Here is a 15,635-nt window from a genome sequence, read left to right on the forward strand (position 1 = left end):
CCCGAGCGATGCACTTGTAAGTGGATGCGTGTGCGTGCAAACACGCAGCAAGCGCTTGCAGGTGCCCGATCACGCCCTGCTCAGCCCCCTTGCGAGTGCGCCGGAAAGCCCACCGCCACCCGCAGCCCACCCAGCGGAGAGGCATCCAGCACCAGGCTTGCGCCATGGCGCTCGGCGATGCTGCGCACGATGGCCAGACCGAGCCCGGTACCGGATTCGGCCTGGCCCGGCCGGCGGTAGAAGCGGTCGAACACACGCTCGCGCTCCTCTGGCGGTATCCCCGGTCCGCTGTCGCACACCGTCAGCCAGTAGCGCGCCTGCCCGTCCTCAGCCTCGCGGTGCACGCTGACGTCGACCTGCCCGCCCTCGGGGGTGTAATGAATGGCGTTGTCGACCAGATTGCTGGCCAGCGTGTGCAGCGCCGCCGCCTCAGCGTGCACCACCAGTTCATCGTCGAGCTCAGTCGCACCGAGGTCGATGCGGCGTGCATCCGCAAGCTGGGCATGATCAGCGAGGGTCTGACGCGCGACCTCGGCCAGGCGTACCGGCGCCTGCGGCGAGGGCGGCGTGGCGCCGGGCTCCTGGCGCGCCAGGGTCAGCAACTGCTGCACCATGTGGGTGGCGCGCTGCAGCCCGGCACGCAGCTCCATCATTGACGCGGCACGGCTCTGCGCGTCGCTCGCGCGCTCGCACAGTTGGAGCTGGATCTGCAGCGCGGCCAACGGGGTGCGCAGCTCGTGGGCGGCGTCGGCAACGAAGGCGCGCTGCGCGGCGAGCGTGCTGTCGAGTCGGCCCAGCAGCTGGTTGAGGGCATGGACGATGGGCTGCGCCTCCTCGGGCACGTGCTCGGCCAGCAAAGGCTGCAGGGCGTCGGGCCGACGCGATGCCACGTCGCGCGCCAGCCGCTTGAGCGGCTGCAGTCCACGGCCGACGAGATACCAGATCAGCACCGCAAACAAGGGAATCGCCGCCAGCAGCGGCAGCAAGGTGCGCAGCGCGGCATCGGCCGCCATGCGGTTGCGCACCGCCATCGGCTGCGCCACCTGCACCACGCGATCGCGCAGCGGAATGGCAAAGGTGCGCCACTCGCCCTCGGGCGTCTGCATCACGCTGTAGCCCAACTGGGCCAGCGCCGGCAGCACGCTATGGGGTCGCGACAGGTAGAGCTGGACACCGCTGTTATCCCAGACCTGGATGATGAAATCGAGCGACTCCTCCGGTGCCACCGCCGGCGCAACCGGGCGACCGAAGAGCGGGTCGCGCAGCGATAGCGCGAGCTGGCGCAGCTGATAGTCCATCAGATCGTCGATCTCGGCCCTTGCGGTCATGAAGGTGGCAAAGCCGGCACCGACAAAGACCGCGACCAGCGCGCCCAGCAGGGATAACAACAGGGTACGGCGCAGGGAACGCATGAGCGGCTCAGCTTTGCGGCGGGACGTAATAGCCCACGCCACGCAGGTTGCGTATCCACTCAGCGCCGAGCTTGCGGCGCAGGGCGTGGATGTGAACTTCGATGGTATTGCTTTCGACCTCCTGATCCCAGCCGTAGATGCGCTCCTCAAGCTGCGCGCGGGACAGCGGCTTGCCGGGCTGCTCGGCCAGCGCACACAACAGGGCGAACTCACGCGCGGCCAGGCGCACCGGCTTGGCGTCCAGCGTCACCTGGTGGCTTGCGGGGTCGATCTGCAGGCTGCCGATGCTGATCAGCGGCGATGCCGTGCCGCGCTGGCGGCGCTGCAGGGCGCGCACGCGGGCGCTCAGTTCATCGAGATCGAAAGGCTTGACCAGGTAGTCGTCAGCCCCGGCATCCAGGCCGCGAATGCGGTCGGCCACCGCGTCACGCGCAGTCATGATCAGCACCGGGATGGTGTTGCCCGCGCTGCGCAATTGTTCCAGCAAGCTGATGCCGTCACGGCGCGGCAGGCCCAGATCGAGCAGCACCACCGCATAGGGATTGCCCGCAATGGCCAGTTCCGCGGCCACGCCATCGTGCACCCAATCGACCGTGTAGCCCTCGTCGCGCAAGGCACGCTGCACACCGGCACCGATCATCGGGTCATCTTCAACAAGAAGCAGGCGCATTCTGTTCTCCGCAAGAAATCGGCCTCTCCTTGCACCTGAAGCTGCACGCCACAGGTACACACCACTTAGCCAGATCAGACATGGCTGACAAGGCGGCAAGGACCGGCATTGTGCGCTCAAGCCTGCGCGGTTTTCACGTTTTTATCACACCGCCTTGACGCCCACCTCACACGCTGCAGCCTAGATTGCGCACCTTGAACTCCATCTGCGCACGTGAGCATGTCCGAACACAAGCTGTCCCTCAGTTGCGCCCCCTTGACGGGCACCCGGCACACACGCAGTCCCGCACTCCCTGCCCGGCGCACGCTTCGAGCATGGCTCAACTGGCGCCCGCAGGTGTCGACCGAATCCCTGCTGCTGGGCGTGAGCCTGTACCTCACGCTCGTGTTCAACACCCCGTTCTGGCGTGCGCTGCTGGCCGGACGTAGCGCGCAGGACGGAACCTTCACCTACGTCCTCGCCGTCGGCGTCGCGCTCACTGCGCTGCACTTCGTCCTGCTCGCGCCACTGCTCAACCGCTGGACCACCAAAGCCCTGCTCGGCGCGCTGATCCTGATCGCGGCCATCGCCAGCCACTATGCGGGCCAGTACGGCGTCTACTTCGACCCCGACATGTTGCGCAACGTCGTTCGTACCGACTCCGCCGAGGCCCGCGAACTCCTCACCCCAGGCTTTTTCATCCACCTCCTCGTGCTGGCGCTACCCCCCTTGCTCGTCCTGCAGCGCGCACAGCTGCGCCGCCGGCGCGCGAGCCGGGCGTTCATGGTGCGCACAGCCTGCAGCGTGCTTGCCCTCGTCGTCGCCCTGGCGGCACTGGGCAGCGTGTTCAAGGACTTCTCGGGCGAGATGCGCCAGCACAAGGAAATCCGCTACCTGATCACACCCGCCGCAGCGCTGTGGTCGCTAGGGCGCGTGCTGACCCACGATGTGAGTGCCGCCAATACCCCACGCCGCGCTATCGGCACCGACGCCCAACTCGGCGCGAGCTGGCAGACGGCGCACAAGCCCATGCTCTTCGTCATCACCGTGGGCGAGACCGCACGCGCGGCAAACTGGGGCCTGAACCAGTCCGCCGCCGAGCGTGCAGTGCGTGACACCACCCCCGAACTCGCCCGTCATGAGGTGATCAACTTCCCGGACGTCAGCAGTTGCGGCACCAATACCGAAGTCTCGCTGCCCTGCATGTTTTCCGTGCAAGGGCGCCGTCACTATGACGAAGATGCCATCCAGAACAGCGAGTCGCTGCTCAACGTGCTGCAGCACGCCGGCTTGCGCGTGGTGTGGAACGACAACCAGTCGGGCTGCAAGGGCGTCTGCACCGGACTGGAAACCATCCGCCCCGACCCGGCAGCACTCCCCGCGCTGTGTACGGACGGTCATTGCCTGGACGAAGCCCTGGTCGAGCGCAGCCGCAGCCTGTTGCGCGATGCACAGGGCAATCTCGTCCTCGTGCTGCACCAGCTCGGCAACCACGGCCCATCCTATTTCCGCCGCTATCCGCAGGCCTTCCGCCGCTTCACCCCGACCTGTGACGACGACGATCTGTCGAAGTGCAGCCGTGAGCAGATTGCCAACAGCTACGACAACGCCCTGGCCTACACCGATCACGTCGTCGCACGCACCATCGAGCTGCTCAAGGAAGTCGAAGACAGATACGACACCGCCTTGCTCTACGTCTCCGACCATGGCGAATCGCTCGGCGAGAACGGAATCTACCTGCACGGCCTGCCCTACTCGATCGCCCCTGCACAGCAGACCCAGGTGCCGATGGTGATGTGGTTCTCGCCTGGCTTCGCCGCGCGCAACCGGCTCGATCTTGCCTGCCTGCGTCGCCAGGCCGAGCAGCCGACGACTCACGACGCGCTCTTTCACACCGTGCTGGGACTGGTCGATGTCACCACCACTATCCACGAGCCGGCGCTGGACATCGGTGGCGCCTGCCGGCGCTGATGGCATGCCCGAATGCACGTCCCGAGGCATGTCCCGAAGCGCGCCCAAACACAGGGCAATCCGCCGCACCCCTTAAGCCCAGCTTAAGTCTCACGCCCTTATGCTTGACTCATCCGGACCCAGGCTCTGACGCTGGCCCCGGCTCCCAAGCTGATCCAACACCCTGAACACACAAAATGAGTCTCGAACATGGCGTGGAGCCTGGTGACATGACGACACCCGCAAGCGCAGTCGAGACCCCCGATTCAGGCACCGAGCCGGGGCGCATCCTGCGCCGCCTCGTGGTCCCGACCCTCACCGTGCTGCTGCTCGCGCTGGCCTGGTTTGCCGTGCGCCGTCTGGCGGCAGACGTTTCCTATGAAAGCCTGCAGTCCGCCATCGCCAGCATCCCGGTCGCCACCCTGATCGCCGCGCTGGCCCTGACCGCGCTCAGCTTTGCCGCCCTGACCGTCTACGACCTCGGCGCGCTGGCCTTCGTCGGCCGCCAGCTGCCTCTGCCCATCGTCGCGCTGACCTCCTTCTCCGCCTACGCGGTGGGCAACACGGTGGGTTTCGGCGCACTCACCGCGGGCGCCATCCGCTATCGCTTCTACACCTCGCAAGGCATCGAACCCGAGGAGATCGGCGGCATCGTCGCCTTCGTCACGGTGTCCTTCGGCCTCGGGCTCGCGGGCGTGGCCGGCCTGGGCATGCTCGCGGCCGCGGGCGAATTCGCCCATCTGCCACTGCCGGCGAGCAGCATCAAATGGATGGGCGCGGCGCTGGTGGCGAGTCTGGCCGCGCTGGTGCTGGCTGCGGGCGAAGGCCGTGACGTGCGCCTCCTGGGGCGTGCATGGCGCCTGCCCTCGCGCCACCTGATGCTGCGCCAGTTTCTCGCCACCGCCGTCGACGTCAGCGCATCGGCCGCCGTGCTGTGGGTGCTGCTGCCCGCAAACAGCGTGGACCTGCCCGCCGTCATCGCGCTCTATGCGGTGGCTGTCGGCCTGGGTGTGCTCAGCCATGTGCCCGCTGGTCTGGGCGTGTTCGAGACCGTCATCGTTGCCGGACTCGGCGAACAGGTGGGCATAGACGCCGTGCTCGGCGCCCTGGTGCTGTATCGGGTCATCTACCACCTGGTGCCGCTGGTGCTGGCGGTGCTGCTCGTCTCCGTGCTGGAGATGCGCCGCGTCGCCGGCAGCCCGCTGGCCACGCTGGCCCTGCGCGCCGCCACCCGCATGGCGCCACCGCTCATCGGCGCCTTCACCCTGGTGCTGAGTGCGACCCTCATCCTCTCCGGCGTGACCCCGGTTGGCGAAGACTCGCTCGGGCTGCTCGAAGGCGTGCTGCCGCTGCCGGTGGTGGAAGGCGCGCACTTCCTCGGCAGCGTGCTCGGCGTGGTGCTGCTGCTGGTGGCGCGCGGCCTGGTGTTCCGCCTCGACGGCGCATGGTGGATGGCGATGGTGCTGGTGCCGCTGTCGATGCTGCTGTCGATGGCGAAGGGCATTGCCGTGGGCGAGACCGTCCTGCTCGGCACCTTGCTGCTGGCCCTGGTCGCCGCACGCCGCGAGTTTTCCCGCCCCGCCTCCCTCGTGCATCAGGCGCTGTCGCCAGGCTGGCTGCTGGCGGTGGGCACGCTGATCGTGACCGCCGCCGCGGTGTTCTTCTTTGTCTATCAGGAGGTCGCTTACTCGCACGAGCTGTGGTGGCAGTTCGAGCTCTCGGGCGAAGCCCCACGCAGCCTGCGCGCCATGATGGGCATCGTGCTGACCGCGGGTTTTGGCGCCGGCTGGCTGCTGCTGCGGCCCTTCACAGCCAACAGCGCGCTGCCCACACGCGAAGAACTCGATCACGCCCTGCACATCGTCGCCACCCAGCCGCGCACCGAGGCCTGCCTGGTGGGGATGGGTGACAAGCGCCTGCTGTTCTCGGACGACGGCCGCGCCTTCATCATGTATGGCCGTCAGGGGCGCTCCTGGGTGGCGCTGTCCGATCCGGTCGGCCCACGCGAGTGCTGGCCCGAGCTGGTGTGGCGTTTCTGCGAGTTGGCCGGTCAGGCCGGCGGGCGTGCGGTGTTCTATCAGGTGGGCGCGGATTCGCTGGCGCTGTATGCCGATGCCGGGCTGATGGCCTTCAAGATGGGCGAGGAAGCAGGCGTTGCTCTTGCCGACTTCGATGTGAAGGGCGGAAAACGAGCAGGCCTGCGTCAGGCGCTCAACCGCGCCGAGCGCGAACGCATGGTGTTCGCAATCCTCACGCCCGCCGAGGCCGAGGGCGCGATGGCGGAGTTGAGCGCGGTGTCGGCGGCCTGGCTGGCCCATCACAAGGTGCGCGAGAAGCGCTTTTCGCTGGGCGCCTTCGACCCCGACTACCTGCGCGGCCAGCCGGTCGCGGTGCTGCGCCAGGACGATCGCATCATCGCGTTTTCCAATCTGCTGCTGACCGGACTGCAGGACGAGGCCAGCATCGACCTCATGCGCTTCGTGCCGGACGCGCCCAATGGGGTGATGGAAGTCCTGCTCACCCATCTCATGCTGCACTTCCGGGCCGCGGGCTACGCCCGCTTCAACCTTGGCATGGCACCGCTGTCCGGCCTGTCGGCGAGCGGCGCGGCACCGGTGTGGCATCGCGTCGGGCGCGCGGTGTTCGAACACGGCGAGCGTTACTACAACTTCGCCGGTCTGCGCGCATTCAAGGCCAAGTTTCGCCCCGACTGGCAGCCACGCTACCTCGCCGTCAGCGGCGGCATCAATCCCATGCTGGCCCTGACCGACATCACCATCCTGATCAGCGGCGGGCTCAAGGGCGTGATCGGACGATGAACGCACACCTGCTGCAATCGAGCGCACGATGAGCCGGCAAACCATGAATCCGCCAACGATGAACGGGCTGACCGTGATCGGACTGAAGCTGAACCCCTCGCGCGGACCGCTCATGCGCCGCGCCCTACTCACCGCCTGCCTGCTGTGCAGCGCCGCAGCCGGGGCCGCCGGCCCCACACTCGCGGCCCAGCCCATGATAGGTAGCCCCGAAATCGTGCTGCCCCACAGCGCCCCGACCGGCGCAGTCGTGCTGTTCTCAGGCACAGGGGGCTGGGGAGAAACCGAGCGCGGCCTGGCCAGAACACTGGCCGGGCGCGGCCAGATCGTCATCGGGGTCGATCTGCCGTCGACGCTGCAGCACATGGCGGCAAGCGCTAACCCCTGCGCCACCCTCATTGGCGAGGTGGAGGCCGTCAGCCACCAGATCCAGCGCGACGCGAAGGCACAGGCCTACCACTTCCCTGTTCTGGCGGGCATGCAGGCCGGCGCGACCATGGCCCTCGGCGTCGCCGGCCAGGCGTCCACCGCCACCATCGCGCGCGTGCTCGCAGTCGACCCCGAACCCACGCTGCCCGGCCACAAAGCCCTGTGCAGCGAGCTGCCGCAAACGCACAGCAAGAGGATGTCCAGCTATGCGCTGCCCTCAGGCCCCCTGCCCTACGGCGTGGACCTTGTGCTCAGCACCGCGGCCACGGCCGAGGTACGTCAGCGCGCGACCGAATTCGCCCACGGACGCAGCGAAATCCGTCTCAGCACTGAGCCAGAAGCCGCGCCCGCGCAAGCGCTGCTGCACGGTCTGGCCCAGGATGCAGCGCAAATTGGCACGGTGGCCGGGGTCGGAGTGACTGGAGCCGAGCTGACGCCGAGCGCGCAGACGCCGACCGAACCGACGCTCACCGACCTGCCCCTGATCGAGCTCCCCCTTGCCCATCCCAGCGATACGCTCGCCATCCTGTATTCGGGCGATGGTGGCTGGCGCGATCTGGACAAACAGCTCGCCGCCATCCTGCAGCAGGATGGCCTGCCGGTCGTCGGCGTGGACGTCCTGCGCTACTTCTGGAAACAGCGCGATCCGGAGCAGTGCGCGCAGGACCTGGGCCGCATCATCGAGGCCTATCGGCACAAATGGGGCGCGCGCAAGGTGGTGCTGATCGGTTATTCCTTCGGCGCCGACGTCCTGCCCGCGCTCTACAACCGCCTCGCGCCCAGCGCGCGCGCCGCGGTGGTGCAGATCTCCCTGCTCGGCTTTGCCGCCAGCGCGGACTTCGAAGTCACCGTCGCCGGCTGGCTGCAGCAGCACAGCGGCAACGCGCTGCCCACGCTGCCCGAAGTGCGGCGCATAGCCCCGCAGCTGCTGCAGTGCTTTTATGGCGAGGACGACGACGACTCCGCGTGCACCCGGATCGGCACCGACATCGAGCTCATTCGCACCACCGGCAGCCATCACTTCGACGGCGACTATCCCGCCCTGGCGCGGCGGATCATGCAGGGTCTGCAGCAGCGCAAGCTGCCCTGAGCCGGCTCACTGCGACCATTCGTTCGACAATGACTCCGCCTGCTTGAGCACCAGCTCGACCGCATCGGCTTGGCTGTCGGGCGGGTACTTCCACTTCTGCAAGCAGCGCCGTACCAGGATTCGCAGCCGCGCACGCACGCTCTCACGCACCTGCCAGTCCACCGTGGTGCTGGCCCTGAGTTTTTCGGTGATCTCGACCGCGATCTTCTTCAGGATGTCGTCGCCCAGCTCGCGCACTGCGCTTTCGTTGTTGGCCAACGCGTCGTAGAAGGCGATCTCGTCCTGCCCCAGACCCAGCGCCGCTTCGCGCTCCAGCACGGCCTGAAATTCCTTGGCCATCTGAATCAGCTCCTCGATGACCTGGGCCGTCTCGATGGCGCGGTTGTGGTACTTGCGCAGGGTTTCCAGCAAGCGCTCGCCGTACTTCTTCTCCTGCACCACGTTGTTGCGTGCGCGCGCCTTGATCTCGTCGCGCAGCAGCTTTTCCAGCAACTCGACCGCCAGATTGCGGCTCTCCATCTGGCGTACATCTTGCAAAAACTCGTCCGACAGCAAGCCGATATTGGGCTTGTCCAAGCCCGCAAGCGCAAAGATGTCGGCCACGCCGTCGGCGACGATGGCGTTGTCGAGGATCTGTTTCAGCGCGCTGTTCTGCTCTGCCGTGGAGCGCTTCTTGTCCACCGTGGTGTACTTGGCGATGGCCGCCTTGATGGCCGCGAAGAAGGCGATTTCCTTGCGCAGCGCAGCCGCCTCATCCAGCGTGCCGCACAGCGAATAGGCCTTGGCCACCGCCACCATGGTGTCGAGAAAACGTGACTTGCCATCCTTCAGGCCCAGCAGGTGGTTGGCGCAGGGCACCAGCAGGGCCGCGGCTCGGGTCTCGAAACCGCTGTAGTCGCAGCCGTGCATCATGCCGCGCACGACGTCCATCTTCTCCAGCAAGACGGCCAGGGCTTCGGCCGCGTTGTGCGTGGGGTCGCCCTTGCCCTTGGCTTCGGTGTAAGTCTTGAGCGCCGCCTTGAGCTCGCTGGCAATGCCGATGTAGTCCACCACCAGGCCACCGGGCTTGTTCTTGAACACCCGGTTCACACGCGCAATGGCCTGCATGAGGTTGTGGCCCTTCATCGGCTTGTCCACATACATCGTGTGGCAGCACGGGGCATCAAAGCCGGTCAGCCACATGTCGCGCACAATCACCAGCTTGAGCGGGTCGCTGGCGTCCTTGAAGCGCGATTCCAGGCGCTTTTTCACCTGGCGGCTGGTCAGGTGGGGCTGCAGCAGCTCCTTGTCCGCCGCAGAGCCGGTCATCACCACCTTGATCGCGCCCTTTTCCGGGTCGTCGTCATGCCAGTGCGGGCGCAGGGAGACGATGGCGGTGTAGAGCTGGGCGCAGATGTCGCGGCTCATGCCGACGATCATGGCCTTGCCCTCCAGCGCTGCGCTGCGGGTCTCGAAGTGCTCGACCAGGTCCTTCGCCACCTGCGCCAGGCGCGGCGCGGCCCCCACCAGCTTTTCCAGCGCGGCCCAGTCGCTCTTGGTCTTCTCGCGGCTGGCGAGGTCCTCTTCGTCTTCCACCACCTCATCGACCTGTGCGTTGAGCGCGTCGATCTCGCTCTGCTTCACGTCCAGCCTGGCCAGACGGCTTTCGTAAAAGATGGGCACGGTGGCGCCATCGTCCACCGCATCCTGAATGTCGTAGATGCTGACGTAGTCACCAAACACCGCCCGCGTGTCCTTGTCTTCCAAGGCAATCGGCGTGCCGGTAAAGCCGATGAAGGTGGCGTTCTTCAGCGCATCGCGCAGGTGCTTGGCGTAGCCGAACACATACCGGCCCGACTTCTGCACCAAGCGCCCCTTCATGCCGTACTGGCTGCGGTGCGCTTCGTCGGAGATCACCACGATGTTGGCGCGTTCGGACAGCAGCGGGTGTTCGTCTTCCGCGTCCAGCAGGGCGAACTTCTGCACCGTGGTGAAGATGATGCCGCCGGCCTGGCGCGAGGCCAGCATCTCGCGCAACTCGTCGCGGCTTCCGGCCTGCAGCGGCGTGGTCTTGAGCAGATCAGCCGCCGCGCAAAAGGTGGCAAACAACTGCCCGTCCAGATCGTTGCGGTCGGTCACCACCACCAGCGTCGGGTTCTTCATCTGCGCCTGTTGCAGCAACTTGCCCGCGTAGCAAGCCATGGTGATGCTCTTGCCCGAGCCCTGGGTGTGCCACACCACGCCCGCCTTGCGCGAGCCCGGCTTCACTTCCTTGCCATAGGTGGCGCGCTCTTCGCGCACCTCGAGCACGCCCTTGGCGGGCGAACTGGCCGCAATCACCGTCGCGCGCACCGCCTCACGCACGGCGTGAAACTGGTGGTAGCCCGCAATCTTCTTGATGACGGCATCGCCGTCCTGCTCGAACAGCACGAAGTGACGGATGTAATCAAGGAACAGCTCGGGCGCAAAGAAACCGCGCACCACGGTTTCCAGCTCCAGTTGCACACAGGGGCGGTCGTCTTCGTTGGCAAGGGTGCGCCAGGGCAACATGCGCTCGGCGTTGGCGGTCAGCGAGCCCACGCGCGCCGTCCAGCCATCGCTCACCACCAGCGCCACGTTGCTGTTGAACAGCGCGCTGATCTCGTCCTTGTAGGTCTGCAGCTGATTGAAGGCATCCCACACGTCGGTGTGTTCGTTGGCCGGGTTCTTGAGCTCGATCACCGCCAGCGGCAGACCGTTGATGAAGGCCACCAGATCAGGCCGCCGCGGCTGCTTGCTGCCGGCGACGGTGAACTGGTTGATCACCACAAATTCATTGAGTTGCGGATTGGCAAAGTCGATCAGGTGCACCAGATCGGTCTTCTTCGCCTCCCCATCGGCAAACTCAAGCGCCACGCCCGAAAGCAGCAAGCGGTGAAAGCTGCGGTTGCGCACCACCATCTGTGGCGCGCTGAGGGTGTGCACGGCGTGCACGGCTTGTTCCAGTGCCGCCGCGGGCATGTGCGGGTTGATGCGCGCCAGCGCCGCCAGCAGGCGGTCGCGCAAGATCACCTGACGGTAATCGGCACGCTCCGGGTGGATGCCCTCGGGGGCGATCTCCGGCCCGTGCACAAACTGCCAGCCCGCTTCCTGAAACCAGCCTATGCAGTGTTGTTCGAGTTGCTGTTCGTTCAGCATGACTGTCATTCCACCTTCAGCAGCACAAACTGCTCGATCAGCCGCACCATCAAGGCTTTTTGGTCGGGCGCACTTTCCGCCACCAGCAGCGCCAGCGCAACCAGGGTGTTGTCGTTTATCAACTGCGCCACCGGCTTGGCCAGCAAATGCTGGTTCAGCTGCAGATACCACAGAAACAGAAAGGAGCCGGTGCGCTTGTTGCCGTCGCTCAAGGGGTGGTTCTTGATGACGAAATACAGCAGGTGCGCCGCGCGGCTGGCCACATTCGGGTAGAACAATTCGTCGCCAAAGCCCTGCTCGATGGTGGCAATGCTCGATGCCAGCCCATCACCACGCAACTGCCCGAACAGCGCCGTGGCCTCGCCCTTGGCGATCAGCGCGGCCTTGAGCTGCGCCACGGCGCTCAGCACCTCATCAAGATGCAAGGTCCGCATGCCACTTTGCTGGCCGGTCTGCCCGCTCAGGCTCTGCTCGTCGTAGGCTTGCAGCAGGCTCCAGCTGCGGGCGTAATCGGCAATCACCGCCAGCACCGCCGCACCGTCAGCATTCACCAGTTGCTGGTTGGCCAGGGTACGGCTGAGCAAGGCAAGTGCCTGCTCAAACTCGATGCCGCGCTCAGCCAAGCGACGCTGGTTCAGGGTGTAGCCCTGCACCAGATGCTCTTTGAGCGTGCGCGTCGCCCACTGCCGAAACTGCACGCCACGTCGGGATTTGACCCGATAGCCCACCGAGATGATGACGTCGAGGTTGTAGTAGTCCACCTGGTAGGTTTTGCCGTCGGCGGCAGTTGTTGCATTTTTTGCAACAACTGCCTTGCGCTCCAGTTCACCCTCGGCGAACACATTTCGCAGGTGGCGAGAAATCACCGATTTGTCGCGTTCGAACAGCTGAACCATTTGATCCAGACTGAGCCAGACCGTTTCCTTGTCGATGGAAACGGATAACTGCACCTGCCCATCGGCTGCGGTGAAAAGCTGAACGGCGTGACTCATGTCTCGGTCTCGGCAATGGCCTCAGCAACGGAGAGTTCACCGGAGAGGAGTTTGGGGAGAAGGGAGTCGCGGAGGGCCGCGAGATCGACGCTCTCTTTCTCACCAACAACGATTCTGGAGAACAGAAGCTCCACTCGTTTTAGAAATTCACCAAGCAACTCATTCGACGGCTTGAGCGCAACAAGTGGACGAAAAGCTTTTTTGCTAATCTCAAGAAACGTTGATCCATTCGCGTTTCCCTTGATCGACTCGATATTCTCTTTACACCAGAAATAGATATAATGCGGCGGCAATTTTCCGCCCGGCAGCATTGCAATGTAACCCTGATTGATCGCAGCGGGTATATTCAAAATAGCAAGATAACCAATCGGTGCACGCGAAGACATTAATAGCGTCCCTACTGGCAACAGGCCAGAACCGATTTTTTCCAAACCTTTTTTCGATATTTTTCGCTCCGTACTCAACAAAACAGGCGAGTTGGCACCAGAAAGATCTTTAGGTGTGGTCCACGCGTATTCTCCCGGCTCCCAGAATTCAGGATTCTTGGTGTCTGGCGTGGTGCCGCCAAGGCATTCCACAAGACTCCCTATCGGCTCGACGCCCCACCCTCTCGGAATTTCCCCCAGCTCCGACGTTTCCATCTCATCTGGAAACAGCGCCGCAGTAGCAGCAAGTTGCCCGAATTGCTCGCGCAGCAGGGCGTCGAGTTCGGCATCGGACTTGCCACTGATGGCGCTCATGGCGGCGCGCAGCGGGTCTCGGCCCTCCTGAATGGCGGCGATCTTGGCTTTGACCGGATCGAAATCGACAAACCACGACTTGAAGAGAGCTTGCGCCATGGCTTCGAGGGTCTGGTTGATGCGACGGTTGAGATCAATTTTGTCGTCCAAGCTCGCCAAGATCCTCGCAATCGATTTCTGCCTATTTAACGACGGGAGTCTAACGGGCGTTTTTTTCAAAATACCGAGATTAGTATGCGGAACGCCTGTCTGAATGGCATTCGTTCTGATGAATTCCTGTTGTTCTGCACCTGTAAAAACATAGTAAAGAAACAACGCATCAGCTTTCCTTGAGTCGACAGTAAGCTTCATCTGGCTCTGAGAAACCAGATAGCGCTCCGTTGTACCGTTAGGGATCAATGCAACTTGCCCAAGAGTGCCTCGTTGCGTGAAGATAATATCTCCAGCTCTAGCACAATTCGATGAAAGAGAGTCAGCCTTCTCGTTTGTTACGTATACAAATTCACCAGAGACCCATCGTCCGTAGCCCATATTTGCCCCGCGAATCACAGGGACGCCTGAAAGAACGTAGTCTTTGGAAACCAAGTCGGACCCGAACGGTCCTCCCACGATGGCATTACGGGCGTTTGCCGCGATATCCTCGACCAAGCACTCAAGGAATTTATCAGAGGCCATAACCCAGGCCCGCCAGGTTCTTCCTGATCTCGCCTTCCAGCTTCGCACTCTCGGCAAACTGCTCGGCCAGTTGCGCCGTCAGGCGCGCCATCTTGTCGGCGAAGACCTCGCCGTCTTCCTCTTGCGCTTGGGCGCCCACGTAGCGCCCCGGCGTGAGCACGTGCTCATGCTTGCGAATGTCGTCCACCGAAGCCGAATAACAGAAGCCGGGCACGTCCTCATAGCCCTTGCTCCCTTCTTTTTCCATTTGCCAGGCGTGGAAGGTGTCGGCCACGCGGCGGATGTCGTCCGCGGTGAAGTCGCGCAGCACGCGGTCTTTCATGTAGCCGAGCTGGCGCGCGTCGATGAACAGGAACTGGCCGCGGCGGTCGCGCTTGGTTTTATTGAGCGCCAGACCATTACGTTTGTCTTTGGTGAGTAACCAGATGCAGGCCGGGATCTGGGTGTTGGTGAACAGCTGGCCGGGCAGCGCGACCATGCACTCCACATAGTCGTCTTCTATCAGTCTCTTGCGAATCTCGCCTTCGTTATTGGTGTTGGAGCTCATCGAGCCGTTGGCCAGCAGCAGGGCCAGGCTGCCTGCGGGGGCCAGGTGGTAGAGCATGTGCTGCAGCCAGGCGAAGTTGGCGTTGCCCTGCGGCGGGGTGCCGGCGATCCAGCGCGGGTCGCTGGCCAGTTTTTCGTTCCACCACTCCTTCATGTTGAAGGGCGGGTTGGCCATGACGAAGTCGGCGCGCAGGTCGGGATGCAGGTCGTTCAACAAGGTGTCGCCAGGCCCGCCGCCGAAGTTGAAGTCGATGCCGCGGATGGCCATGTTCATCGCGGCCAGGCGCCAGGTGGTGGGGTTGCTCTCCTGGCCGTAGACGCTGATCTGGCCGCTCTTGCCGTTGGCCACCTTGCCGCCGTGCTGTTCGATGAATTCTTCGCTCTGCACGAAGAAGCCGCCCGAGCCCATGGCCGGGTCGTACACACGGCCCTTGAAGGGCTGCAGCATTTCGACGATCAGGGTGACGATGCTTTTGGGCGTGTAGTACTGGCCACCTTTCTTGCCTTCGGCCAGGGCGAACTGGCCGAGAAAGTATTCGTACACGTGGCCGAGGATGTCTTTGCTTTTCAGGTTCAGCGGCTGGCCGTTGTAGTCCTTGCGGTTGAAATCGGTGTCGGAAAAATGTGCGATCAGGTCGGCCAGCTTGTGGCTGCCGATCTGCGTGCGCGCAAAATCCTTGTTGAGCACGTTCTTGAGCTTCTTCTCGTTCTCGCGCTCGATGGCTTCCATGGCGTTGTCGATCAGCCAGCCCACGCTGCGCATCTCTTCGGGCTCAGCCTTGCCGGGTTTGTTCCACGGCAGCGCCGCTTTGGGCGGGAGCTGGGCGCAGTCGCGCAGGGTTTGCCAGCGCGCTTCCAGCGGCACCCAGAACACGTTTTTCTCGGTGTAGTAGTCGCGTACTTCCAGCTCGGCGGCGAGGTGACCCTGGTAATCGTCGGCGTAGTCCGCCGGCGCCATGTAGTAGTCATGGTCCGGGTTCTGGAACTGCTCGCGCAATTCCTTCTGGCGCTCTTCGAAGGCGTCGGAGACGTACTTGAGGAAGATCAGGCCCAGCACCACGTGCTTGTAGACAGAGGCGTCCAGACTGGAGCGCAGCTTGTCCGCGGCGGTCCACAGCTTTTTTTCGAGCTCGTTGAAGAACTGTTGTTCGATGGGGTTCATTGATTTTTCTCTGATGAA

At 64.2% G+C, this 15,635-nt stretch carries 9 protein-coding genes; 3 read left to right on the top strand and 6 right to left on the bottom strand.

The features are described 5' to 3' along the window. Positions 1-80 precede the first annotated feature (80 nt). Positions 81-1,412, bottom strand: coding sequence for an ATP-binding protein (locus M622_RS27970; protein ID WP_021248925.1), 1,332 nt, complete (start codon positions 1,410-1,412; stop codon positions 81-83). A gap of 7 nt (positions 1,413-1,419) precedes the next feature. After that, the gene (locus tag M622_RS27975; RefSeq protein WP_021248926.1) at positions 1,420-2,082 is read right to left on the bottom strand and encodes a response regulator; all 663 of its coding nucleotides are present in this window, start codon (positions 2,080-2,082) and stop codon (positions 1,420-1,422) included. Positions 2,083-2,418: 336 nt separating this feature from the next. Here M622_RS27975 and M622_RS27980 point away from each other — a divergent pair, with 336 nt between their 5' ends. From M622_RS27980 to M622_RS27990, 3 genes are all read left to right on the top strand, one after another. Next, complete coding sequence (locus M622_RS27980; RefSeq protein WP_021248927.1) at positions 2,419-4,032, top strand: phosphoethanolamine transferase; 1,614 nt, start codon at positions 2,419-2,421, stop codon at positions 4,030-4,032. A 209-nt stretch (positions 4,033-4,241) separates the two neighbouring features. Further along, positions 4,242-6,830 (top strand): bifunctional lysylphosphatidylglycerol flippase/synthetase MprF, encoded by a 2,589-nt coding sequence (mprF, locus tag M622_RS27985; protein ID WP_031346639.1) that lies wholly within the window; start codon positions 4,242-4,244, stop codon positions 6,828-6,830. 28 nt (positions 6,831-6,858) lie between these two features. Then, on the top strand, positions 6,859-8,346 hold the full coding sequence (locus M622_RS27990) for an AcvB/VirJ family lysyl-phosphatidylglycerol hydrolase (RefSeq protein WP_084520698.1): 1,488 nt from the start codon (positions 6,859-6,861) through the stop codon (positions 8,344-8,346). A gap of 6 nt (positions 8,347-8,352) precedes the next feature. Here M622_RS27990 and M622_RS27995 read toward each other — a convergent pair whose 3' ends face one another. The 4 genes from M622_RS27995 to M622_RS28010 are packed head-to-tail and all read right to left on the bottom strand — an operon-like array spanning position 8,353 to position 15,617. Further along, positions 8,353-11,502 carry a type I restriction endonuclease subunit R gene (locus M622_RS27995; protein WP_021248930.1) on the bottom strand — a complete coding sequence of 1,050 codons (3,150 nt, stop codon included), beginning with the start codon at positions 11,500-11,502 and terminating at the stop codon, positions 8,353-8,355. A gap of 5 nt (positions 11,503-11,507) precedes the next feature. Then, entirely contained in the window at positions 11,508-12,494 is a 987-nt protein-coding gene (locus tag M622_RS28000; protein ID WP_021248931.1) for a virulence RhuM family protein/type II toxin-antitoxin system death-on-curing family toxin, read from the bottom strand. Continuing rightward, a complete protein-coding gene (locus M622_RS28005; RefSeq protein WP_021248932.1) occupies positions 12,491-13,909 on the bottom strand; it encodes a restriction endonuclease subunit S in 1,419 nt (472 codons plus the stop codon). Before M622_RS28005 ends, M622_RS28000 begins: the two co-directional genes overlap by 4 nt. Further along, positions 13,899-15,617: a class I SAM-dependent DNA methyltransferase gene (locus M622_RS28010; protein ID WP_021248933.1), complete on the bottom strand. Its 1,719-nt coding sequence runs from the start codon at positions 15,615-15,617 to the stop codon at positions 13,899-13,901. The genes M622_RS28005 and M622_RS28010 overlap by 11 nt, the downstream gene beginning before the upstream one ends. Positions 15,618-15,635: the final 18 nt, after the last annotated feature.

Source organism: Thauera terpenica 58Eu (genome assembly GCF_000443165.1).
Taxonomy (GTDB): Bacteria; Pseudomonadota; Gammaproteobacteria; order Burkholderiales; family Rhodocyclaceae; genus Thauera; species Thauera terpenica.